This window comes from Vibrio navarrensis, assembly GCF_015767675.1.
In the GTDB taxonomy this organism is placed as follows: domain Bacteria; phylum Pseudomonadota; class Gammaproteobacteria; order Enterobacterales; family Vibrionaceae; genus Vibrio.
Genome location: NZ_CP065218.1, coordinates 38,084 through 60,607, shown reverse-complemented (window position 1 = coordinate 60,607; position 22,524 = coordinate 38,084). Strand labels below are relative to the sequence as shown.

The following is a 22,524-nucleotide window of genomic DNA, read 5'->3' as shown; positions in this document are numbered from 1 at the left end:
TATGGGTGGTAAATCGAAATCCAGTAACGCCACAACCACAACCAACGTCAGCGGCCAAAACGCAATAAGCGGCGATAACCTCGGCACTGCAATTAGTGGCGTGAATAACTCAACAATCAATGTCACCGCTACCGACCACGGCGCAATAGACAAAGCGTTTGCTCTTGGCGGTGAGTTGATTAATCAGACCGGGGAAATCTTTGATAGCGCTATCGGCTTTGCAGGCCAAGTAAACAAAGACTCGATGCAGTTTGCGGGGAAAGCGCTCGACAACATCGCATCGAGTAACAGCGAAAATCTGCAAATGCTGGCGGGATTATCAGGCAGTCAGTCAAAACAGAACACTGACAACCTGAACGCGATTATGGACTTAGCGAAGTTTAAACAAGACGGCGGCGCAAGTAATAACCGACAACAGCAACTACTTCTGTTGGTGGTGATCGTGATTGTGCTTGGTCTAATCACAATGATGGCGGTGAAAAAACGATGATTGTCAGTGTTAAAGCCTATCAGCCTCTACCCGTTTTGATCTCGGGTCAATGGCTGCACCTTGAAGCAGCAGAGCAGCCAATCACTTTAGAGAGTGAAAACGGTGACCGCGTCACGCTGCGTAAAAATGCGGTGGTGAAATCTCAAAGCATGATTGGTCGTGTGCTTATCCATTCTACGATTGACCAAGAAATCACCCTCGAATTTGGTTATGGCGATTATACCCCGCCGCAAAATATCCAAGGCCAAACGGTTTTAGTCTCTGAGCTGCCAGCGATTCAGGTCGCGCCCGGTCAATCGATCGCGGTTGAGAGCTTACCGCCTGTTGAAGTATCTCAACTGCCAGCGGTAGAGATTGCAGCAAACCAAAGCGTGACAGTGAATCAATTGCCAGCGGTAGAGATAGCCGCTAACCAAAGCGTTGCAGTGTCACAAATTCCGGCGGTCGAACTCGCACCAGAGCAAAGCGTCAAAGTGACCTCCTTGCCCGTGGTGCGCATTGCGGCCAATCAAGCTATGAAGGTGACAGAAAGCGATCAACTTGGCGTATTTGATTCGCTTCTACCGTTTAGCGTAGCCGCGAATAGTGAGCGAAAACGCTTGTATATCAAGGCCAAAGCAACCAACGCACAAGATGTTTTGATTAATGGGGTTTATCCCCTTACCCCCGGCGAGAAAATCGAGCTGGCGACACGTGCCGCCGTTGAGTTTACAGGCTTAGAAACCGACGGCGTGTCCATTTTGGAGATATAACCCATGTCATTGAAAGCACTGCTACCAAACGGTAGCCCACGAAACAAAATTGAATTTCTTGCTGACTTTATCGAACAGCAAATTGCAGAAATGAGCAGTTCAGAGCGACCAACTAACTTACTTAAAAATTCAATTTTTAGCGAAAGATACAGAATATCAAAAATGTACGACCCTTCAGGTTTAAAACGAAGTGAGCTGAAAAAAATGAATTTCATTGCGGGGTGTTCGGTTCCAATTGCGCCAAGCTGGGTTGTTGAAGTTCAAGATAAAGCACAAGTAAGACTATGTAATGCTGATTTTGGTAGTTTTGCACCATACAAAGACTATCCGAATGCAGGAGCATCCCATGTGCTATTTGGTGCGTTTTATGGTAACTCGGTCATTTTTCAAGAGATTGAAATGCAAGAGCTTATTCTTGCAAATGAAGTGGAAAATTTGGAAAGATACCAGTGCTATATAAGATACTGTCAGACCGCTGGGTTATCTCATGCGAGGTTTGGGATAGCGAGACTAGATAAGTTCGGTAATGTTGCGGAAATTATTGCGTCAAAGGTAACAGCAAGAAGTTTTAACTATCAAGTTCGTGAAGAATGGCTTGAGCTGCCTGAGCGTTGGTGGAAGACATCACCAACAGAGGAGCTTATTAGATTGGCGTTCTTCGTTGAAATCCCTCAAAACTCGGTTCTAGCACTTATTTCAGCTGGGTTTTATGTGGGAAATTCAAATCAAATCCCGAGTGTTTCGAGAGAAAGCCGAGGCGAAGAGTTTTCTATTCCTAATTCGCTTGCTGAATCAAAATCATTTAATTGTCCGTTACCAATGGGAACTTACAAGCCAGAAAAACACCTTTGTTTTGCCGTTTATAAACCTGATGCCATGAAGTATACGATACAAGCAACACAAACTGATTTTTCACTATCGCCCGATGGGAAAATACAAGTTTTAAATGTACCTGCAAATTGTCCAACGGATTCAATAGTTTGTGGCTTTAATGTGCCTAACTTAAAGATTAACTATTTTTCTTACGTAACACCGCTTGAAGTGGTGTAAGCGACATGTTTTTTAGGTATTAAAATGGCTTTCCGCTTTGTAATCATAGGAGTAGCAACCCTACTCCTTCTATTCATCAAAGGAGATTCTAACATGCCGAGAGGTATCAGAAATCGCAATCCGGGCAACATCGAGGACAACGGCACCGCTTGGCGTGGCCGCATGGGTAATGATGGCCGTTTTATTATCTTCGATACGCCTGAAAATGGTATCCGTGCTATTGCTCGGATCATTCAGACCTACCGCACCAAACACGGCCTCAATACCCTCGAAGGTATTATCAACCGTTGGGCACCGCCAGGGCGTCCGCATGAATGGTTAGAATTTAGTCATTGACTTAAATCCAGCAACTAAGACTTGCTCCAAGAAGCCGGGGTTCATCATGCAACGTTTCTGCTTCATTGGCACACTAATTTTGCTTGGCTCAGCTCTTAGCATGTTAAGTGCCATGTGTCTTAAACCTGCCAAATTTTCAGCCGCGTTTTGTCGGTAAATCTGACAAGCGTCTTCTCGCATGCTCACATCTAAAATCCAGTGCATTGACTCTATGCCCCAGTGGGCTCGAATGGCATTTCCTGCCTGCTCCGCGGTCAGGTCTGCTGAACTTATGTAGTAGCGGTACTCCAACTTTGGCGCTTTACCTTTGGCTACTCGGTAATTTTCAACCATGACAATACTGGCGAGTCCGCTCCACGTTGAGAAGTCACCCTCTAACTCACTAGCCTTGAGTACATGGCAAGTACGTGCTTCAACGCGGCCTTTTTGTTTCTCGATTTGATAGGTGGTTTTGTCAATTGGGGCACGGCGGTGTGGGGCGAAGGCTGTCTGTATGGCTGCCGACAACTTGCCTTGATTCCCCTTTACTGCCAACAAGTAATCACCGCCCTTGCTAGTGATCGCCTTGGCAATCTTGGTCTGGCAGGCCATCGCATCAATCGTCACGATAGCTCCTCGCAAGTCGAGCATCTTAATAAGCTCTGGAATCGCGGTAATTTCATTGCTTTTATTGTTGGTTTTGAGTTGACCCAGTACCATTTGGTTAGCACTTGCATAGGCGCTCACCATATGGATGGTGCTTTGCCTGTCGTCTCTATCGTAGGAGCCGCGCAAAGTCTTGCCATCAATGGCAACCACCTCACCAAACGTCATGGTATGTACCGCATTCATCCAACCCAGGAAGCAGTCGCGAAACTCGGCAGGATCAATATTTGCAATCAAACGAGCAAAGGTATCGTCGACAGGCACACCGTTTTCAAACAGCCCCTGTTTAAGAAACCACTCATGGTGGCCAAGAACATATTCACGAATGTCAGTCCAGCCTTGACCTCCGGCTATCACGGCACAGATAGACCCAAACAAAATATCAAACAGAGGATAATCAACTTTTGCACTTTGCCGTTTGTCACGGATGATACTGAAATGCGCTTTGATGGTATTAATATTCATGGTCGCTCCCCAAAAGAAGAGCATAAGATCACAGACCGTGCTTCAGGTCAAATTTAACCTTGCGTTGTACAAGAAATGTTCATGATCTTGCCCTGGGGCACCGCCTCATGAAAACAATACAGATGCCTATATTCGCCATGCAGAAAAGGCACTCAATATTTCGCGTCATGACGCAATCGGCCAGCAGCATCTAGCGCCGCTGATTAAGGTGATCATCAAGCATGAAAATGGGGTGCAGCCATATAGTGACAGGGTAATTCGCGATGGTATTGCAGCGGTTTAATCAACAACTGGCTCTAACGGCGTTCTTGCTGGTGCTGCTTTATCTCATGTGGCGCTGGTTCCGTGGCCGTCTATCGCAAAGCGTAGATAGTGCGCTCGATGTCGTTACCGAACCTACGGGCGAATTACTGAGTGACATCACCGCCGCGCTGAATGGCCATGTGCCCGTAGAGCTGCAACCGTTGATTATTCAAGAGCACCATATCACCGCAGATTACACGCTCACCCCGGAGGCTGAAACGGTGTATTGGAAAATCGGCGGTTATCAGCCACTACTTTACAAGCTGTTCGGCGGAGTTGGCCGACCGATGAAAACGCGATACAGGCACCTAATCGGCGAACCCATCACAGAGGCGATCTTATGATAACAAGTATCTTTACATTGCTAACGGGGGGAATCGAAGCCTACCGCCAGCACAAACAAAACAAGGCAAACGAGCTCAAACGAAAAGATGAGTTTGAGCAGCAAATACACCATAAGAACTTGGAAAGGCTACAAGCTGGCGACACACAAGCGACTAGCCTAGATGAACTCAGCATCAAAACCCGAGGCTGGAAAGATGAGTTTCTTTTCATCTTCTTCATTCCGATTGTGATGTGTTTCATTCCTGGATACGCGCAGTATGTCCACCAAGGCTTTGCTAGCCTCGAAGAGATACCGCAGCCGTATTGGTGGGTAATCGGGGCCATAGTGATCGATACGCTTGGCATGCGCTCGATGCTTCGCTACTTGCTCGAATACTACTCAAGCCGTAGGGGGAAATGATGGATTTCAGTTTATTGGCTGGTTGGACTATTACCCCGGACACGTTAATCAGTTTATGGGTTGCTATATCGCTGACGAAAGTGACCAACGCCCATAATTTAAGAATCACTATTTTAGAACAAGAGAGAAAGAAAGATGGCAACTAAAAAACAGGCTTTAAAAACAAACGGTACGTTGAAAAAAGGTTTTCGATTTGGCAAAGGTGGCCGCATTATTGAGGCTAAGAAACCAACAACAAAACGCAAAGTGCGTCGAAAATAATATGTATAAAGCCCCGCAAGGGGCTTTATTTTGGCTTAATTAATGCCCTATTAGAAAATCTGCGAAAATAACGAACAGATCTAGAATTCGTTTTTTTTCGCCTGAACTGAACGACGTTATGACCGAGGGACATCTTTATATCGAGTTCCATCAAGTCATAAGCCGATATCGCCCGACCTCCGGGAGTGTAAATCACATCCCCTTTTATCTTAAAGTCCCGCCATGCCTTGGTTGTAGGCAGGTAGCCACGATGCATAACCAACAGCAGCCGGACGACAGAAAGCGGCCAGTTGCGCTTGGTTTTCCAGTTGCGAACCGTTTGAACAGACACGCCGAAATATTCCGCCACCTCTTTGTCACTATCAAAATGCCAAAGTAATAAGTCGGAAACGTGGTTTATATGTAGGTCGAAGTTATAGAGCTCGTCTCTTACCTTTTTACACATGTGATCTTTGTCTCATTTTATTTAAATGGACAAAAATCATATTTTTAGATGATATACCCGACAACAAACCCAAAGCACCTATTTTATAACAAATTGAAAAATTTCGAGGTGCTTAATAGGTCGTTAATCCGCTAATAATAATATAATTATTAGTAGATTAGGTATTTTACATAACCTGCACATAATGCGCACCAATATAGACAAAAAGAAAGGTAACTAATGCTATTAAATCAATGCGTTACATTTTATTTTTGCCTGCCATTTCATGCTATTTTTTGGTTCTCTGTTAGCCTCTCAAATGCGCCAATTGCACGCTGATTCTTGGAGCGTTCAGCGATGATTGCCAACAAAACCAAATTAACCCAACTCGATGCGGCAAACGATGCCGTATACACCGAGCTGCTTACTCAATAACCTTACCGTCGGGCGGCAGGAAATATGAATAAACTCTCTATCACTGGATGTCAGCGCGCATTGGAGGCGCTCGATGCAGCCGATCAACTCACAGACAAAGACAACGTTAGCGCTGAAATAGAACGCTTCAAAGCGATGGACATGAAAGACGTGATGTTCAAAGCCACTAAAGCGCTGTTCAGTGAAAACCTTTCCCCCGAGGCGTTGGGCTTACCGTCGAATTTCTTCGCGCAACTGGAACAACTCGCCAAACTCAACAACGTAGCGCGCAGCAAATACCGCGAACACATCCAAACAAACCTTTCTGAACTGAGCCAAGTGCAAGACGTCAACGGAGGTGAGCATGAGTAATCACCCTAACCCGGTCAGAGGCCATGTGCGCTACCCCTTCAACCGTGGATCGTGTAGGTGAAGGGAAACTGATTGCACAAGGTGAACCGACAAAGACCTTGTCCGAACTGTGGCAATAGCCCCATGAGTAATACCACTTATAGAGTGAGCACGGCTTATGCAACAAGGAAGCGTAAGTGATTACGTTGTCACTTTTATTTTTAATCAGAGCAATATGTCGTGGGATAGCCTTCCTACTATTTCATTATGTAACTTAATTACATAAAATTTATTACAGGGTGTCGCTTTGGTATTAATGTCTGTTATATCATATTGATTTCGTTGATTTTAACATCAATACAAAGGTCTTTTATGACAAAAGTTCAGAGGGCAAAAAAGATAGGCTTTACCTATTGATCTGTGTTTGAGTTATTTATTTGCAAAAAAAAAGCAGAGCGCTTTGGCTCTGCTTTTTTGACTTCGGCTTTATTGTGGGGTTGTACCTAGTGAGTTGCTTTGTCGTTAGACTTGTACTCTGCCCTAATCTGCTCTGCAACGATTTTTATTGCTTGGGCTGTACTCATTCCCTCGGACATAAGTTTCTGGATTCTCTCTACAGCTTTTTGCTGTTCTTGATGTGATAACGGTTGCAAATCATCAAACATAAAAATTCGGCTCCTTTACTTTGGAGCCGACTATAGCGAGATGATTAGTAGGTCGCAAGGAAATTAATGGATGCACCCATTGCATTTTCATTGGTGTAGCGGGCAGAAATATCCAGTTCGAACAGATTTAGTGGGGATATGCCAATACCTGCGGTAATCGTGTCGTCAGTATCTCGGGCCATATTCTTCATGTAGCCTCCCCTTAGCTGCAGTTGCCGCAGCAGATCGACTTCAATGCCCGCTCTAAGCATCTGTGTGTTGTCATCAAAAGCGGAGAACTTCTTCTCTTCATTGAGATCGTAATCCACACTCAGTGTGAAGTAATCGGAGACGATCCCTGCTCCGACAGTATAAAGTGGCCTCATACTATAATCATATGAGGTAATTGTGGTGGCTGGACTTGTCCCACCGAATGTGTATTCTTTGGTTTTTATATCTCGACCTACAAGATTTTTCGCTGCCACTCCGATTCTAAATGGTCCGTAAAACCAGAGCGCTCCTGCATCAAGATTAAACATGGTTTCCGCAGTTTCGTTTTCGCGCAGATCTCCAGAATCATAGCCACTAAACGTGGATGCGTAGGAGTAGGTATAAACTCGCTGTAGCTTTGGCGTTACGCCAAACGCCATATGTTGGTTGAGAAAAGTCTGATATTTACCAAGCGATACGCCAACTTCTGTCACCGCGACAGATACGGCTTGTACGTAGCTGTTATCTGGATCCGGCCCAGGCGCAATTGTTGGTGTCACGAAAGATTCTGTGTAGGCCTTACCGTAGATGGTGGCAGAAAGAAACTTATTTGGAATACCAAAAGCGACAACACCACCGATTTCAAGGTCGAGCTGATCACCATTGATATTATTCAACGCGTCGACGACGCCAGGATCACTAGCAGCAATAAGATCGCCAAGATCTTTAATTTGATCGACCAGTTTGTCGGGATCATTGTAGCTAATACCAAAACTTGGAATGATCATTCCTGCATCATCGTTTCTGCGATAAACGGCAGTGAGTGCTGGGTTAAAGAAAGGAGCGGTAAGATAAGTGGCAGATACCGTCCCTACACCACCCATCGCATCACTTCGTGCTTCAATAGCATAATTAGCGGCATTGGCGACAGATGAACCACATAGTGTGGCGATGGCCGCTGCGAGATATCGGTTTTTCATCTTCATGATAAATAATCCTGAGATTTCTTTTTGTTTTGTATCGGCAGTGAAGAAGATTTATTTAGCCGTTTATTCTTGCGTAATATCGTAGGTACGGCTGATGGTCTGGGATTGTTCAACGATAATGTCCCCTTGCCAACGTTTTGTGTTAAGGCTAACGGCAAGGACATAACGCTCATTTGGAATGCCCTCAAGCTCAAGGCTTTCTGGATAGTCAGACTCATAGGTCTTATTCCATACCCGTTCGTATTGTCCATTGACGAAGTCATATAACCCTACATTCATCTCTGGCAGTGGACAATATGGATTCATCAATGCACGCTTTTCCACCTTCCAATTCTCTTTCGATGCCCAACGGACATATTGAGGAGCTGTGGGCTCTCCAAGAATTATCCAGCCACTCCAATCACTACCATCTTCTGCTTCGATAAGAAGGCGATAGAGTCCAGATTCCAGTTTTCCTGATAAATTGTAGCGCTTTTGGTAACGTTTTTCGTTTTCTCTAATCGTGACACCGTCACCAGAGACTTCATTAAATAGGCTATCTGCCGAAACGGAGCGGTCTATCCAGCGTGTAATACTCACATTACTAAGAGAACGCGTTGATCTCACATCAATAACAAGTCGGTGAGTATCCCTACCGGGACTTTGGATGGTTTGTCGGATGATATTGACGCCGCTTACCCATACAGGCAGCTTTTTCTTGGTGAGTGATTTTCCACAATCGCGCTCTAAAGATAATATCAGCAGCTCATTAAGGTGCGATTTCAAGGTATCATTCGGTGATGATTGCCAGACTTCGACAAACGAATCAAACATGCCGGATAGATCATCTTCCAGAAGATGTTTGTGGGCTTGAGTTAGTGGCGTATTCTTCTCAAACCAGTCTACCCCGTAGACTGGTTGAACGAAGAGAGATGCAACGAATGAAGTAAGGACGAGACTGCGCATTAGCCTTTCATCTTATAACCCACGCCACGCAGCGTTTCAATTTCGAGTCCAGGAAGCTTTTGGCGTAGTTGCAGTACATGGGTGTCTACTGTACGCGTAGTTGGGAAATGGTTATAACCCCATACATGGTCAAGCAACTCATCTCGAGTGAATACTCGTCCCAAGTTGCTCGCTAAAAACAGCAATAGATCAAATTCGGTTCTCGTTAATGTAATTTGCTCACCTTTAAAAAAGACTTCTCGGGTTGATTTATCGATGACCAGATTTTCTGTCACCACTTGGTCAATATTGAGCTGCTCTGATGTTTCAGGGGAACGCAACTGCGCGCGGATTCTGGCGAATAATTCAGCTTCTGCGAAGGGTTTTGTCAAGTAGTCATTTGCGCCTGAATCCAGTCCGGCCACTTTGTCCTTTACGGTGACCAAAGCTGTTAGCAGAATTACCGGTATATTCTTTGATTTCTTCCACTCAGGAAGATGCGAGACTGAATCACCATCTGGCAATTGTCTATCCAGTATAACCAAGTCGGCTTTTTGCCAAAGCGGCTCCACTTCAGAAATACTTTCGGCGTGCAAACACTCGTAACCTGCCTGCTCCAAGCTCACCAATAGGCCATCTGCCAGATTTTTATCGTCTTCAACGAGTAGCAACGTCTGTTTCACAAGGTATCTCCAAAATAAACGTAGTTGGTGGACCAATGAGTTTCATTTTTCCTCCCATTCGTCCAACCATAGATTCAACAATGGTTAGGCCAAGCCCTAAACCACTTTTACTGACAAATGGCTTACGTAAATGCGTCCAGTCTTTACTGGTCAGTACGCCATTGTCTTTCACTTCAATTATTAATTTACTGTCACTGGTGCTTACGTTCAAAACGACAGGCGCAACACCATACTTCACTGCATTTCGAATAAGATTGTCAACACAAGTTCCCAACCAATAAACATTAATTTTTGCTGCTACATCACGATCAATGCAAAGTTGTACACTTTCGGGAAACTGGTCTTCCAGTTTAAACATTAGCCACTCTTCGACAGAAGGTATCCATTCCGTTGCTAAAGGCTGATTGTCTGACTGAAGATAATCTTTACTTGCTTCTGCGAGTTGCCTTAATCGGCGGGTATCTTCGCACAACCTTCGAAACTCATCATAAACGGTTTCCGGTAAGTGCTCAAATTCTCGGCGAAACCCTTCGACCGTTAATGATAGACTAGCAATCGGAGTGCGAAGTTCATGCGTGAGAATTTGTAGCACCAGCATACGACTTTTCATCTCTTGTCGTTTACTGTTCCAACGATAAACCGCCCAACCCGCTACGAGCATGATGTTGGCAATCACGAGGACGATCATTGATATGCGCAACACTTGCGAATGATCTTCTAGATTCCAGCAGATGTTGCCTCTTTGGACGAAGCAGCTTCCGGCATCGGACGCCAAAGTTAGTGATAAACCAGCTTTTTCAACATTCGCTGACCAAATCTCTTGCTCAAAAATATAGTAGTAATCGCCACGACGAAGCCACAGGTTATCTTTCTCAAGGAACATGTTTGCCCCCGAAATCAATGCATTTATGGTTTCTTCATCCATTGATTTCAGGCTGGTAAGCAATTCATCGCCTTGATCTTCCTCTCGCTCCTGGATATGCATGTATTTCTTGAGCGTTTCTTTTTCTTCTGGGTATTTCTCGACGTATCTTGCCGCATAAGTACCACCACCGGGATGAATCAGCGCGGAACGTGAGAACCAGCGAGAGGTCAATTTAGAGCCTTTACACATCGCACGTGTAAATACTAAGGGCTCGGTGATCAATGGACTGAGAGGCAATTTTCCGTTGCAGGTTTTAGACAGTTGATAAAGCTGTTGTATATCTTTAAGTGGGTAGCTCGCCGTTTGTGGCTGCATGGATTCGGGAGAAAGTAAGCGCGTAGGGAAAGTCGACTGCATATCGCGGATGTCATAGCTTTTAACTGCACTATGGTAGTCGAATAATTCGGTAAAGCGGTCTATGCGCTCTGGCAACGAATCTGCCAACGCAATTTGCGGCAGGATTAGAAGATTAATGATGAGTGAGAAAAGTCGCTTTTTGAACAAAATTAACGATTAAGTACAGTGAAATCTGGCCCCAATATACAACATATTCACAAAAATAGACATTTTCATGGCTTGGTATTTCGCGCAGAGGTTCTCGTTTGTTATAAAAAAGGTCGGTTTTCACCGACCTTTGAGATTTGAGAGTTGTATCAGTGCCGCTTAAAGCGCTTTAGAAATGGCGTCGACACTCTCCTTTGCATCACCAAATAGCATCGACGTATTTTCTTTATAGAACAAAGGGTTTTGAACACCTGCGTACCCCGTGTTCATTGAACGCTTGAACACAATAACGTTCTTCGCGTGCCATACCTCTAGCACGGGCATTCCCGCTATCGGGCTATTTGGGTCTTCCAGTGCGGCAGGGTTAACCGTGTCGTTTGCACCAATGACCAAAACGGTATCGGTTTCTGAGAAGTCTTCATTAATTTCGTCCATCTCAAGTACGATATCGTAAGGCACTTTCGCTTCTGCAAGCAAAACGTTCATGTGGCCAGGTAAACGGCCCGCGACTGGGTGAATACCAAATCTGACATTAATGCCTTGAGCTCGTAGTTTCTCAGTGATTTCATGTACGGGATATTGAGCTTGCGCAACAGCCATACCATACCCTGGTGTAATGATGACAGAGGTTGAGTTTTTCAGCATTTCAGCCACGTCTTCTGCGCTGACCTCACGGTGTTCACCATATTCTTGATCTGACGAAATAACGACTTCCTGACCAAAACCGCCGGCAATAACACTGGTAAAAGAGCGGTTCATTGCTTTACACATGATGTAAGACAGAATGGCACCAGAAGAACCAACAAGCGCGCCCGTGACAATCAGCAAATCGTTTGCCAGCATAAAGCCTGCTGCTGCCGCTGCCCAACCTGAGTAGGAGTTGAGCATCGAAACCACCACTGGCATATCTGCGCCACCGATAGACGCCACTAAGTGGTAACCAAATGCAAACGCGATCAACGTCATCACAATGAGCGCAAACATGCTTCCGTCGGTTTTCACGAAGTAGAGCATGAGTAGAGTTGAAACGACGATCGCTGCTAAGTTCATTTTGTGCTTATGCGGCAAGTTTAGCGGCGATGAAGAGATCACCCCGCGTAGCTTACCAAACGCAACGATCGAACCAGTAAAGGTTACCGCCCCGATAAACACACCAAGGAAAACTTCGACTAAATGAATGACATGTTCAGCGTGCATTCCTGCGACATCGACAGAAACCGGTTGTGGTGGCGCGATAAAGCTGTTGTAGCCAACCAACACGGCCGCCATACCCACGAAGCTGTGCAAAATCGCAACCAGTTCCGGCATCTCAGTCATCTCAACTTTTTTCGCAAAGTGGATACCAATACCACCGCCGATCACCATGGCAAGAATTACCCACGCAAAGCCTTGCGCACTCGGGCTAAAAACGGTCGCGATTAAGGCAATCGACATCCCCGCGATCCCGTAATAGTTCCCTGCACGAGCCGATTCCTGTTTGGATAATCCCGCCAAACTTAAGATGAAAAATAGAGCAGCAACGATGTATGCCGCCTGTACTAATCCTGCAGACATTGATGACTCCCTATTATTTATCTTTGCGGAACATTTCGAGCATACGCTTGGTTACCGTAAAGCCACCAAAGATGTTAATACTCGCAATTAATACGGCAATAAATGCCAAGAAGGTAACGGCTCCGTTTCCTTGACCTATCTGCAAAAGCGCACCAACTACAATAATGCCCGAAATGGCGTTCGTGACAGACATCAATGGTGTGTGTAACGCATGAGTCACGTTCCAAACGACGTAGTAACCCACCACACAAGCCAAAATAAACACAGTAAAGTGAGACAAGAAGGCAGCAGGAGCCACAGACGCAATCCAAGCGAATGTGCCAACAGCGGCAGCAAGGCCAAGCAGTTTTTTCACCGGAGAAACGGGTTCTTCGGCTTTTTTCTCTGCTTTGGCAGCCACTTTCGGCTGGGATTGGGGCTGGGCAGAGACTTGAATTGGCGGTGCTGGCCAAGTGACTTCACCATCTTTAATGACGGTTACGCCGCGAAGCACAACGTCTTCAAAGTCGATGTTAATCGTGCCATCTTTCTCTTTGCACAGCAGCTTAAAAAGGTTTACTAAATTGGTTGCGTATAACTGAGAGGATTGAGTCGGTAGTCTTCCAACCATGTCGGTGTAACCAATGACTTTTACCCCATTTTCGGTAGTAAAAACTTGATTGGCTACCGTGTATTCGCAGTTCCCGCCATTCGCGGCGGCTAAGTCTACGATAACACTGCCAGGCTTCATGCTGTCAACCATCTCTTTGGTGATCAACTTAGGAGCAGGCTTGCCTGGAATCAATGCCGTTGTAATGATGATATCGACATCTTTTGCCTGAGCTGCATACAACTCAGCGGCCTTTTTGTTAAAATCATCTGACATCTCTTTGGCGTAACCATCACCGCTGCCTGCGGTTTCTTGGTAATCGACCGAAAGAAATTGTGCGCCCATGGATTCAACTTGTTCTTTCACTTCAGGGCGAACGTCAAATGCACGTACGATTGCACCAAGGCTACCTGCCGCGCCGATGGCCGCCAAACCCGCAACCCCTGCGCCTGCCACAAACACTTTTGCTGGCGGCACCTTACCTGCAGCCGTAATCTGCCCCGTGAAAAAACGCCCAAATTCATGCGCTGCTTCGATAACCGCACGATAACCTGCAATATTCGCCATGGATGAGAGCGCATCAAGCGCTTGAGCGCGCGAAATTCGAGGCACTGCATCCATAGCTAATACGTTGATTTTTTTACTCGATAGTTGCTCCATCAACTGAGAGTTTTGCGCTGGCCAAATGAAACTGACTAAGGTCGCACCTTCTTGCAACAATCCGATCTCATCGATGCCATTTTCACTGTCAACGATCGGCGCATTGACTTTCAAGACCAGCTCTGAATTCCAGGCTTCTTCAGACGACACCAACTTCGCACCAGCCGCTGCGTAAGCTGCATCATCGAAGCTCGCCAGAGCCCCCGCTTGCGTTTCGACGACAACATCGAAACCTAATTTTATTAGCTGCTCAACCGAACTGGGCGATGCAGCAACCCGCGTTTCTCCCGCGAGTCGTTCTCTTGGTACACCAACTTGCATAGCTATTCCTTGACTATTGGTCTTGTTACTCATCTTTTTGTATCGGACACAGAATGCGACTTCAAGCATTTTGTAGTTAAAATACAAAATTTCATTACATATAACCCCACGTAATGAATGAACTTTACGCACTTCATGAGATAAAACAATGATGCACTAACAAGACAGAGGTCCAACCAGACCTAAAATTATCGGTTATTTTACAACCACATAGATTGCACTTTTGTGTCAAAAACAAAAAGAGCCATCAGCATAAACACTAATGGCTCTAGCAAAGATGACTGGAATCAAATCCTGAGATATTTTTAACTAAATATGTCGTCTTTCATTTGGTCGATAAACATCTGCGATTTTTTAATCATCAGTTCGTTGGCATCGCTTTCGGATGTTAGGAGATCAGAACGTATAAAATGGTGGGTTTTTACCTCACCTTCGTTCCCCTTGGTGATACGTCCAGAGACTCGAAATTGTCCTCCTTCAGCTTTGCTCTCTGGGTATATCAAATACCCCTTGTATTCAACAGGCTCAACTTGTTGCTGCTTAATCGGCTTCGTCTCTAAACCAAACAGACGCGAAAAAAATCCCATTTAACCTCTTATTTATGTGTCTTATGTGTTGGCAAAATTGGTTTCTCAAACCATTCTAACGTAGCGTCATCGTCATAATTAACGTGCGAAAATACCACGGGTACATCATCGAAACTGCGATTTTGTCTTCGGTCGTCAATGATCATACTTTCTGCATTTTTTACCGCAATTTCGCTATTTCTTTTAAATTGTACCAATCGAGCTTCCGGTAATGCCGACAAAAAATCAATATCATGCCTGATATAGACAGGTTTCAGTTGCACGAGCGCCAGACACGCCAAATCGGCCAATTGTTCGGATGTGAACTCTTGTGTATATTCTTCTCGAGCGAGTACTTGACCCACTAAAGTTTCCATGTAGTTATGTACATCTACACTGATCTGCATCTATACAACTCCTTGTTTTAATTGAGTCTCTTTCAGTCACTCTATACTAAAGCTTTATAGACGTCCAAGCTACGCATTTCACTTTTACCAACACCGTCAATAATTCCTAACTAAGTTTAGCAAAAAGCTTGGAAAATCGAGAAATAATCGTATCCTAGCAGGTTAATTCGGCACATAAGTTTGTTTTATAGGATAGCTGCTTTTAATGGCATTACCGTTCGTTACCTCTGCGCAGTTCAGAATGATTTTCCCCCTATTTTTACTCGGGATCATCTTTTTTGGTATGGACAACATCATTTTAGTCACGCAAGCTAATTGGGGACTGGCCGCAAACTTACCCTACTTCTTTCTCATTACCGCTTTTTTGCTCTGTAGTGTATTTAAGCAAGGTAGAATTGCCATGATATCGATGGCGATGCTGATGGCGTACTTTGTGATTCAGAATCGGCTTCAGATTCCCCTTTCATCCGGTTCTGCACTTATCGAATTGTCCCTGCTCGCTTTTCTATTACCGAGTGCGTGTTTTATTGTCTACCTATTTAATGCGACAGGGATGCACCATCGTTCGATCGCTGTTTATATCTCCGTACTTGCCACTTTATTGCTTTGGTCGTATGTGTTTCTCGGTTACTTTAATGAAGTCGGTGTTGAACAATGGGGAAAAGGCATTTTGTTTTCAATTCCTTATGTGTCGAAACTCCCTTTCATATTGGTTGCCTATAGTATTGGTGTGGTTCTTAGCACCGCGATTCTCGTGCTGATGCACAACCGCCCAATTGAAGTCGTGATCTATTCTTGTCTATTATTCGCGTCTGTCACTTTTATCTTTTTTGATGTGAAATACATTTCCAGTACCATGTTTTCACTCGCAGGTATCTTGCTGATCATCTACGTTATTTCAGCCAGTCATGAGCTCGCGTTTATTGATGTCCTCACTCAGATTCCTGGCCGACGTGCTTTAGAAATGGACTTAAAGCATTTAGGAAGAAAGTTTGCTATCGCTATGATTGATGTCGATCACTTTAAGAAATTCAACGATACCTATGGTCACGATACTGGTGACGATGTTCTGAAGTTGGTTGGTTCACGTCTACTAAACATCAATGGTGGCGCGAAAGTCTATCGTTACGGCGGAGAAGAGTTTGTTGTTGTATTTAAAGGCAAAAGCGCTCGCGACGTTGAAGAGTACCTCGACGATATTCGCGCTGACATTGAAAGCTACAAGCTGGTGATTCGTGATGATAAAACTCGTCCTGACGATCACAATAATGGTAAAAGACGCCGTGGAAATGCGCATGACAAACCCAAAACCGTCAATATAACGGTGAGCATTGGTTTGTCCGATAGTCGAACCTCTAAAGATCCCGATGCCATTCGCACTTTGGCTGATGAGGCCCTGTATCAAGCGAAAAAGGCGGGCCGCAACCAAGTTAAAATAAAGTTAGAGTGAGATTGACGTCTGAACCGCTTGAGCGCTTCAGCTGAGCAAACGCCCAAGCACTTAAATCGTAGCGCAAGATTCAGCAGAAACAAATTGATTCCGACCTGCTAACTTTGCTTGATAAAGGGCGTGGTCAGCTTGCTTATAAATCCATTCTATCTCTTCGTTGCCTTGCGGTATAAAGGTAAATACTCCTTGTGACAATGTCACAAAATGAGCAACATCTGAATAGTGATGACAATAAGCGAGACGACTCATCATGCCTTGCACTCTTTCTGCTGCGTGTAATGCATGCTGATGATCAACTCCGCCCAGCACGACGACGAACTCCTCTCCTCCATAGCGACCGACACACTCGCCCGAACGATTAAAGAGCGCTTTGATGTTTCGTGCAATTTCTTGCAAACATTTGTCGCCCTCGATATGCCCGTAGTTGTCATTGAACGCTTTGAAATGATCTACGTCGAGCAAGATAAGACTGACTGGCGTTTGGTGACGTCCATGCCAACCAATCATTTCAGCCAACTGCTGATCGACATAGCGTCGGTTGAAGAGTTTTGTTAGGCCATCTTCATTGGCTTGCTGTTGGAGAAGCTCATTCAGTTCCGCTAACTTGGTCGTTTTTTGCTTTAATTCACGCCGCATGGTTGCGATGCGTTGCATGGCAATCAACTTTGAACTGAGAACGAGTTTGTTGACTGGCTTGATCAGATAATCATCGCCCCCCGCCGCTATCGCTTGGGCAATCATTTCCGGTTCTTCGTAGCTACTTAAGAAAATGATCGGCACCCATTCGACAAAAATTTCTCGGATCGCTTGCGAAACCGCAAAGCCATCCATTTCTGGCATATTGATATCGAGTAACACGAGCTCGGGTTCGAAGTTTGCGTACACGGAAAGCGCCTCTTTTCCGCTTGAAACTGCTTCGACCAAATGACCTAACTGTTTGAGACGCATCGCAAGTTGCATGCGATCAAGTTGAACATCATCTACGAGCAGAATTCGCATTGAAGAACACGTTGGAATCATGGCCTTTCCTTAAGGCTTCTATACTATTATTAAATGTATATCATATCAGGCAGTTGGTTTCACTCAGAGGAGATCGTAATTCGTTGACTTTTTTCGGGTTAGACTTACTATTCGTTTTTTATAATTCGAGAGACGTGTCATGTCAGAAGCAAATAACACAGAAAAGCAACCTATCGACTTATCGACTATTTCACCTGAGCTGCGTCAGGTTATTGAGTTTGATCAGGTTCCGGAAGCCATGTACGAGATGGTGACGTCTATTCACGAAGTGTCAGAAGAAACGGTTCGCGAAGCGTGGAATAGCATCCCTGCCAGCGCACAAAACGTATTGGATAATTTTGAGCAGTTTCATGCCCTCATTTCTGTCAGCCAAGCCTTTGCTGGTATCAACGTGATGGAAGAGTTTCCCACCATGAAATTGCCTGAAGGCATGTCTGAAGAAGAAAAAGACAATTATCGTGCGCAACTCCTTGATCACGTCTTGTTTAACTGTGTGAAAGATATGGTAAAACAGCTGAAAAAAGCGCGTCGCGATCCTATCTTAAAGCGTGACTTCAAAGATGTATTCGCCAAGTAAGTGCCTGAAAGCTGCTCAAAGAGCAGCTTTTTTATTCGTACAGTGACAATTGTCCTTTCATGAGTTGATCTAATTCATCCAGCCCGCTGTACGACGAAAGCTACCGAGTATTGCCAGTAGATTGAAACCGTTAAAAAACGCCACCAATCGTCACACTGTCACTCAGTAATCGCTGATTGTCACGCAGAGATCGCGTTGCTTCAATGCGTCAAGGCGATATCACGCTGTGTAACGCTGACTCCTTTAATTTGCGCAAAGATTTGGGTGCCCACGCTTAACTGCAACTCATCCAAAGCCCAAGGCGTAATGGTTGCCCATAAATGGCAGTTGCTCGCTAGGCGCAGCTCGACATTGACACTTGCTTGACCAGCCGATGAATGTTGCTTTTCGAGGCGGGTGATTGTCGCAGGCAGCACATTGCGAATGGAAGTTTGCTCTGGACGCACAAGGGTGAGTGAGACATCGTTCGCTCTAATCTGAAGGCGGATCTCCACACCTAGGCAAACATCCACTTTTTGGATCCAAATTGAGACATTTTCTGCCAGTTGAACCCGTGTCAAGGCGTAGCTTGCATGCTGCTCCGCAACTTTAGCGAGAAAAAGCGAGCTTTTATCTGCAAAAGAGAACCACGGTTTTAATGTTTGCGACGGCCAAATCTCTTCCAATTTGCCACTGGCGACAACTTCACCTTGATCGACCACTGCGATATGACTCGCCAGCCTGAGGATTTCTTGCAAACTGTGAGTCACATAAATGATCGGGATTTCAATGTGATCAGCCAATCTCTCTAAAAAAGGCATCACTTCTTTTTTTCTCGGGATATCCAATGACGCCAGAGGTTCATCCATCAGCAACAGCGCAGGTTCAGAGAGCAGCGCTCTGCCTATTGCCACCCGCTGTTTTTCGCCTCCAGAAAGCGAAGCCGGGTAACGCTTGAGCAAGGGTTCTAAAGCCAGTAGTGCGACGACTTCGGCAAACAATGCTGGTTTATCTTGCTTCATCCCGAAGCGCAAGTTGCCCTCGACGCTAAAGTGAGGAAAGAGGCGAGCATCTTGGAATACGTAGCCAATCTTGCGCTTATGTGTTGGCAGATCAATCTCTTGCATCGAATCGAACAGACATGTGCCGTTAAGCTCTATCCGCCCACTTTGCGGTTTAGTTAAGCCACTGATGGCGTTTATTATGGAGGTTTTCCCTGCACCAGAGCGGCCAAAGATGGCACTGATACCTTTCGCAGGCAAAGTCAGGTTAATGTCCAACTCGCTCGTCCCGAGGCGTTGGCGAAATCGAACGGTTAACACATTCATATTTTGACTCCCAAACGCGCCGCAGCACGGCGATTGAGCCACTCAGAGATAAAGAGAGAGAGTAAAGCAATCGCGATCGAGAGAATACATAATCTGGCGGCTTGCATCTCCGCTCCTGGCGTTTCAATGAAATTGAACATGGCCAACGGTAGGGTTTGTGTTTCGCCCGGGATATTGGAAACAAAACTGATGGTGGCACCAAACTCACCTAAGCTTCGTGCAAAGGCAAGCGTGATTCCGGTGATTAACCCCGGTGTCATCAGTGGTAACGTGATAGTAAAAAATACTTTTAAGGGCGATGCGCCCAAGGTGGCCGCCACTTGTTCTAACTTAATGTCCACGTTTTCCAAGCTCAGCCGAATGGCCCTCACCATCAAAGGTAAAGAGACGACCCAGCACGCTAGTACTACCCCTTTCCAATTGAAAGAAAAGCTGATGCCTAGAAGCTGGTGTAACGGCGCGCCCAAAAGGCCCTGCCTTCCCATTAGAACGAGCAAAATGTAGCCAATCACTACCGGAGGCAAGACCAACGGAAGATGAATCACACTGTCTAGCAAGGTTTTGCCGAAAAACTGCTTTCTGGCCAACAGCCAAGCAAAAAAAATGGCAAAAGGCAAAAGCCACAGCACCGTATAGAATCCGACTTTCACACTGAGCAGCAGTGCCTGATATTCTAAATCTGTCACGGCCGCTCCAGGCTAACGAAACCAAATCGACTAAAGATGGCTCTCGCCTCATCGTCAAAGAGAAACTGGTAAAATGCGCTCGCTTGTTTGGAATCTGAGAGTAGACCAGCAGGATAAATAATCGGCTCATACAAAGCGGGATCTGGTGTGTTCACGACTTTCACTTTCTCTGATAGCAAAGCATCTGTTTGGTACACCACGCCCAGTAGGGCTTCGCGCCTTTCGACCAATGCAAGTGCCAGTCGGACATTTTTACTCGGAGCGACCCGCTTTTCAATTTTCGACCACAAGTGCAAGTTTTCGAACAGTTGACGTGCATAAATACCCGCCGGTACTGAGTTAGCATCGCCCATTGCCAGCCTGTCGTCGCGCAAGAGTTGCTGCCACTGCTCTGCGGAGTGAATATCCAGAGTGACGTCATTGTCTTTGTGTGTGATCACCACTAATTGGTTTCCCAACAAATTGGTGACATTGTCACGCGAAATCCGTTGTTCTTGTGATAAGTAGTCCATCCACTTGGTGTTGGCAGAGATAAAAATATCACCAGGCGCTCCACTTGCTAGCTGACGCGCTAACGATGAAGAACCTCCATAGACAGGCGTTATTTTAACCCCTTCTGGCGCAGGATAGATCTCGATGATGGCGGAGATGGCGTTGGTTAATGACGATGCCGCGTACACCCTGACCTCTTCTTGGCCGAAAGCGCCTGAGGATGTCAGTAGCGCTACCATCAAACTAAGCCACTTTTTCATGCGTTTGCACCTCTTATAGATTCAGTTTGCTGAGATCGAGATGAGTTTCGATGGCGTCGGCAATACGATTGATTGCCTCTTCTTTTAACTGTGTAAAATTACGCGCTTCGATTCTTGCTCCATTTGCCCATTGGCAAATCAGGGCTAATGCAGCCTCACTATCGAAAAGGCCGTGCAGATAACTGCCCATCACTTGGCCACAAGCACTCAAAGCGCCCTCAGCTTGCCCGTTTTCCAACACAATGGGTTGGGTTTCACGTACGTTCGTGCGTCCGACATGGATTTCATAGCCGCTCACTGTAACCGAATTACCGTCAAGAGATAATTGTCCTTTGGTGTTAGTCAAACATTTGTCGTCAGTGAGAATTGTGTCTACATTGAGTAATCCTAGGCCAGCACTGACTCCCGGTTCACCTTCTACGCCCAAAGGATCGGCAATCGATTCGCCGAGCATCTGATAACCCCCGCAGATGCCTAATACTTTTCCGCCGAGACGCAGATGTCGTAGAATGTCTTTGTCCCAACCTTGCTCACGCAGATAAGCCAGATCGTCGCGAACTGACTTTGAGCCGGGCAGAATAATCAAATCAGCACTATCTAGCCTTTCGCCTTTGCCAACGTACCTCAAATCAATGTCTGGATTGAGGCGCAGGACATCAAAATCAGTGTGGTTACTGATTCGGGTAAACACGGGAACCGCCACTTTCAACTTGATTTGCTGGCCAAGCTCCTGCTGCGAGGTTATCGCATCTTCCGCCTCAAGGTTTAGACCATGCAAATAAGGCAAGACGCCGATGACAGGTTTGCCGGTTTTTTCTTCCAACCAGTCTAGGCCTGATTCCAACAGTTTGATATCACCTCTAAATCGGTTAATCACAAAACCTTTTACCCGCGCTTGTTCAGACGGAGAAAGCAAAGCCAAAGTACCGTAGAGATGAGCAAACACGCCACCTCGGTCAATGTCCGCAACAATAATGACCGGCACGTCCGCCGTTTCGGCAAAGCCCATGTTGGCAATGTCATTTTCTCTTAGGTTGATTTCTGCCGGGCTGCCTGCCCCCTCGATCATAATCGCTTGATACTCTTCTTTCAGCTTAGAAAACGAATCCAGTACCGTTTCCATCGCCACTTTTTTGTAATTATGAAATCCGTAGGCGTCCATGTTAGTGATGGCTTTACCCTGCAAAATAATCTGTGCCCCAGTATCGCTATTGGGTTTAATCAAGACTGGATTCATGTGCACGCTTGGTTCAATGTTACTCGCCATCGCTTGGACCGCCTGCGCTCGACCGATCTCTCCGCCCTCTTTGGTCACCGCGCTATTTAATGCCATGTTTTGCGGTTTGAAAGGGCTAACTTTTACCCCTTTGCGTGCAAGGACGCGGCATAGTCCTGCCACGAGGACGCTCTTTCCCGCATCCGATGTGGTGCCCTGAACCATAAGGGTTGTTACTGTCGATTTCATGCTATCGCTACTAAATGATGAGAGGTTGATTATCTTACCTTTTTTGCCGTAAAGGGGA

General features: G+C 45.7%; 26 protein-coding genes. 10 read left to right on the top strand and 16 right to left on the bottom strand.

Annotated features, from left to right (window positions below):
* The first annotated feature begins 1 nt into the window (after nucleotide 1).
* The 4 genes from I3X05_RS17095 to I3X05_RS17080 all read left to right on the top strand — a co-directional run bounded on the left by I3X05_RS17095 (nucleotide 2) and on the right by I3X05_RS17080 (nucleotide 2,628).
* A complete protein-coding gene (locus I3X05_RS17095; RefSeq protein ID WP_045572271.1) occupies nucleotides 2-490 on the top strand; it encodes a hypothetical protein in 489 nt (162 codons plus the stop codon).
* Nucleotides 487-1,242 (top strand): hypothetical protein, encoded by a 756-nt coding sequence (locus tag I3X05_RS17090; RefSeq protein ID WP_045572272.1) that lies wholly within the window; start codon nucleotides 487-489, stop codon nucleotides 1,240-1,242. The genes I3X05_RS17095 and I3X05_RS17090 overlap by 4 nt, the downstream gene beginning before the upstream one ends.
* Nucleotides 1,243-1,245: 3 nt before the next feature.
* Nucleotides 1,246-2,292 (top strand): hypothetical protein, encoded by a 1,047-nt coding sequence (locus tag I3X05_RS17085; protein WP_045572273.1) that lies wholly within the window; start codon nucleotides 1,246-1,248, stop codon nucleotides 2,290-2,292.
* Between the two features lie 93 nt (nucleotides 2,293-2,385).
* The gene (locus I3X05_RS17080; RefSeq protein ID WP_337971314.1) at nucleotides 2,386-2,628 is read left to right on the top strand and encodes a hypothetical protein; all 243 of its coding nucleotides are present in this window, start codon (nucleotides 2,386-2,388) and stop codon (nucleotides 2,626-2,628) included.
* On the opposite strand, the gene I3X05_RS17075 is transcribed toward I3X05_RS17080, so the two are convergent.
* Nucleotides 2,611-3,738 (bottom strand): ISAs1 family transposase, encoded by a 1,128-nt coding sequence (locus I3X05_RS17075; protein WP_337971135.1) that lies wholly within the window; start codon nucleotides 3,736-3,738, stop codon nucleotides 2,611-2,613. The two genes, I3X05_RS17080 and I3X05_RS17075, sit on opposite strands and share 18 nt — an antisense overlap.
* 263 nt (nucleotides 3,739-4,001) lie before the next feature.
* On the opposite strand from I3X05_RS17075, the gene I3X05_RS17070 reads away from it, so the two are divergent.
* The 3 genes from I3X05_RS17070 (at nucleotide 4,002) to I3X05_RS17060 (ending at nucleotide 5,047) form a co-directional block, all read left to right on the top strand.
* On the top strand, nucleotides 4,002-4,385 hold the full coding sequence (locus tag I3X05_RS17070) for a hypothetical protein (RefSeq protein ID WP_045572275.1): 384 nt from the start codon (nucleotides 4,002-4,004) through the stop codon (nucleotides 4,383-4,385).
* The gene (locus tag I3X05_RS17065) at nucleotides 4,382-4,786 is read left to right on the top strand and encodes a hypothetical protein (RefSeq protein ID WP_045572276.1); all 405 of its coding nucleotides are present in this window, start codon (nucleotides 4,382-4,384) and stop codon (nucleotides 4,784-4,786) included. The genes I3X05_RS17070 and I3X05_RS17065 overlap by 4 nt, the downstream gene beginning before the upstream one ends.
* Before the next feature lie 135 nt (nucleotides 4,787-4,921).
* Nucleotides 4,922-5,047, top strand: coding sequence for a hypothetical protein (locus tag I3X05_RS17060; RefSeq protein WP_264299474.1), 126 nt, complete (start codon nucleotides 4,922-4,924; stop codon nucleotides 5,045-5,047).
* 25 nt (nucleotides 5,048-5,072) lie between these two features.
* On the opposite strand, the gene I3X05_RS17055 is transcribed toward I3X05_RS17060, so the two are convergent.
* On the bottom strand, nucleotides 5,073-5,492 hold the full coding sequence (locus I3X05_RS17055) for a DUF3653 domain-containing protein (RefSeq protein ID WP_045570915.1): 420 nt from the start codon (nucleotides 5,490-5,492) through the stop codon (nucleotides 5,073-5,075).
* A gap of 438 nt (nucleotides 5,493-5,930) precedes the next feature.
* On the opposite strand from I3X05_RS17055, the gene I3X05_RS17050 reads away from it, so the two are divergent.
* Nucleotides 5,931-6,257, top strand: coding sequence for a hypothetical protein (locus I3X05_RS17050; RefSeq protein WP_045570914.1), 327 nt, complete (start codon nucleotides 5,931-5,933; stop codon nucleotides 6,255-6,257).
* Between the two features lie 482 nt (nucleotides 6,258-6,739).
* Here I3X05_RS17050 and I3X05_RS17045 read toward each other — a convergent pair whose 3' ends face one another.
* The 9 genes from I3X05_RS17045 to I3X05_RS17005 form a co-directional block, all read right to left on the bottom strand.
* The gene (locus tag I3X05_RS17045) at nucleotides 6,740-6,901 is read right to left on the bottom strand and encodes a YoaH family protein (RefSeq protein WP_082069705.1); all 162 of its coding nucleotides are present in this window, start codon (nucleotides 6,899-6,901) and stop codon (nucleotides 6,740-6,742) included.
* Between the two features lie 44 nt (nucleotides 6,902-6,945).
* Entirely contained in the window at nucleotides 6,946-8,076 is a 1,131-nt protein-coding gene (locus tag I3X05_RS17040; RefSeq protein ID WP_045570913.1) for a conjugal transfer protein TraF, read from the bottom strand.
* A gap of 63 nt (nucleotides 8,077-8,139) precedes the next feature.
* A complete protein-coding gene (locus I3X05_RS17035) occupies nucleotides 8,140-9,021 on the bottom strand; it encodes a DUF2861 family protein (RefSeq protein WP_045570912.1) in 882 nt (293 codons plus the stop codon).
* Nucleotides 9,021-9,683 carry a response regulator transcription factor VxrB gene (gene vxrB / locus I3X05_RS17030; RefSeq protein ID WP_045570911.1) on the bottom strand — a complete coding sequence of 221 codons (663 nt, stop codon included), beginning with the start codon at nucleotides 9,681-9,683 and terminating at the stop codon, nucleotides 9,021-9,023. Before vxrB ends, I3X05_RS17035 begins: the two co-directional genes overlap by 1 nt.
* Nucleotides 9,658-11,112, bottom strand: coding sequence for a sensor histidine kinase VxrA (vxrA, locus tag I3X05_RS17025; RefSeq protein WP_045570910.1), 1,455 nt, complete (start codon nucleotides 11,110-11,112; stop codon nucleotides 9,658-9,660). The genes vxrB and vxrA overlap by 26 nt, the downstream gene beginning before the upstream one ends.
* A 159-nt stretch (nucleotides 11,113-11,271) precedes the next feature.
* Nucleotides 11,272-12,666 (bottom strand): Re/Si-specific NAD(P)(+) transhydrogenase subunit beta, encoded by a 1,395-nt coding sequence (gene pntB / locus I3X05_RS17020; protein ID WP_045570909.1) that lies wholly within the window; start codon nucleotides 12,664-12,666, stop codon nucleotides 11,272-11,274.
* Between the two features lie 13 nt (nucleotides 12,667-12,679).
* A complete protein-coding gene (gene pntA, locus I3X05_RS17015; RefSeq protein WP_045570908.1) occupies nucleotides 12,680-14,236 on the bottom strand; it encodes a Re/Si-specific NAD(P)(+) transhydrogenase subunit alpha in 1,557 nt (518 codons plus the stop codon).
* A 305-nt stretch (nucleotides 14,237-14,541) separates the two neighbouring features.
* Nucleotides 14,542-14,823, bottom strand: coding sequence for an HlyU family transcriptional regulator (locus I3X05_RS17010; RefSeq protein ID WP_045570907.1), 282 nt, complete (start codon nucleotides 14,821-14,823; stop codon nucleotides 14,542-14,544).
* Between the two features lie 8 nt (nucleotides 14,824-14,831).
* A complete protein-coding gene (locus I3X05_RS17005) occupies nucleotides 14,832-15,209 on the bottom strand; it encodes a late competence development ComFB family protein (protein WP_045570906.1) in 378 nt (125 codons plus the stop codon).
* 205 nt (nucleotides 15,210-15,414) lie between these two features.
* On the opposite strand from I3X05_RS17005, the gene I3X05_RS17000 reads away from it, so the two are divergent.
* Nucleotides 15,415-16,659, top strand: a complete 1,245-nt coding sequence (locus tag I3X05_RS17000) for a GGDEF domain-containing protein (RefSeq protein WP_045570905.1) — start codon at nucleotides 15,415-15,417, stop codon at nucleotides 16,657-16,659.
* A gap of 51 nt (nucleotides 16,660-16,710) precedes the next feature.
* Here I3X05_RS17000 and I3X05_RS16995 read toward each other — a convergent pair whose 3' ends face one another.
* Nucleotides 16,711-17,679, bottom strand: a complete 969-nt coding sequence (locus tag I3X05_RS16995; RefSeq protein ID WP_045570904.1) for a diguanylate cyclase — start codon at nucleotides 17,677-17,679, stop codon at nucleotides 16,711-16,713.
* A 139-nt stretch (nucleotides 17,680-17,818) separates the two neighbouring features.
* Between I3X05_RS16995 and I3X05_RS16990 the strand changes: the two genes are divergently transcribed.
* Nucleotides 17,819-18,256 carry a DUF3069 domain-containing protein gene (locus tag I3X05_RS16990; RefSeq protein ID WP_039427471.1) on the top strand — a complete coding sequence of 146 codons (438 nt, stop codon included), beginning with the start codon at nucleotides 17,819-17,821 and terminating at the stop codon, nucleotides 18,254-18,256.
* Nucleotides 18,257-18,456: 200 nt separating this feature from the next.
* Here the strand turns inward: I3X05_RS16990 and modC are convergent, their stop codons facing one another.
* From modC to I3X05_RS16970, 4 genes are read right to left on the bottom strand one after another with little or no spacing between them, the layout of a single operon-like run.
* Nucleotides 18,457-19,563: a molybdenum ABC transporter ATP-binding protein ModC gene (gene modC / locus I3X05_RS16985; RefSeq protein WP_045570903.1), complete on the bottom strand. Its 1,107-nt coding sequence runs from the start codon at nucleotides 19,561-19,563 to the stop codon at nucleotides 18,457-18,459.
* Nucleotides 19,560-20,249, bottom strand: coding sequence for a molybdate ABC transporter permease subunit (modB, locus tag I3X05_RS16980; protein ID WP_045570902.1), 690 nt, complete (start codon nucleotides 20,247-20,249; stop codon nucleotides 19,560-19,562). Before modB ends, modC begins: the two co-directional genes overlap by 4 nt.
* Nucleotides 20,246-21,001 (bottom strand): molybdate ABC transporter substrate-binding protein, encoded by a 756-nt coding sequence (gene modA, locus I3X05_RS16975; protein ID WP_045570901.1) that lies wholly within the window; start codon nucleotides 20,999-21,001, stop codon nucleotides 20,246-20,248. The genes modB and modA overlap by 4 nt, the downstream gene beginning before the upstream one ends.
* A 13-nt stretch (nucleotides 21,002-21,014) precedes the next feature.
* The gene (locus I3X05_RS16970; RefSeq protein WP_045570923.1) at nucleotides 21,015-22,466 is read right to left on the bottom strand and encodes a cobyric acid synthase; all 1,452 of its coding nucleotides are present in this window, start codon (nucleotides 22,464-22,466) and stop codon (nucleotides 21,015-21,017) included.
* Nucleotides 22,467-22,524 lie beyond the last annotated feature (58 nt).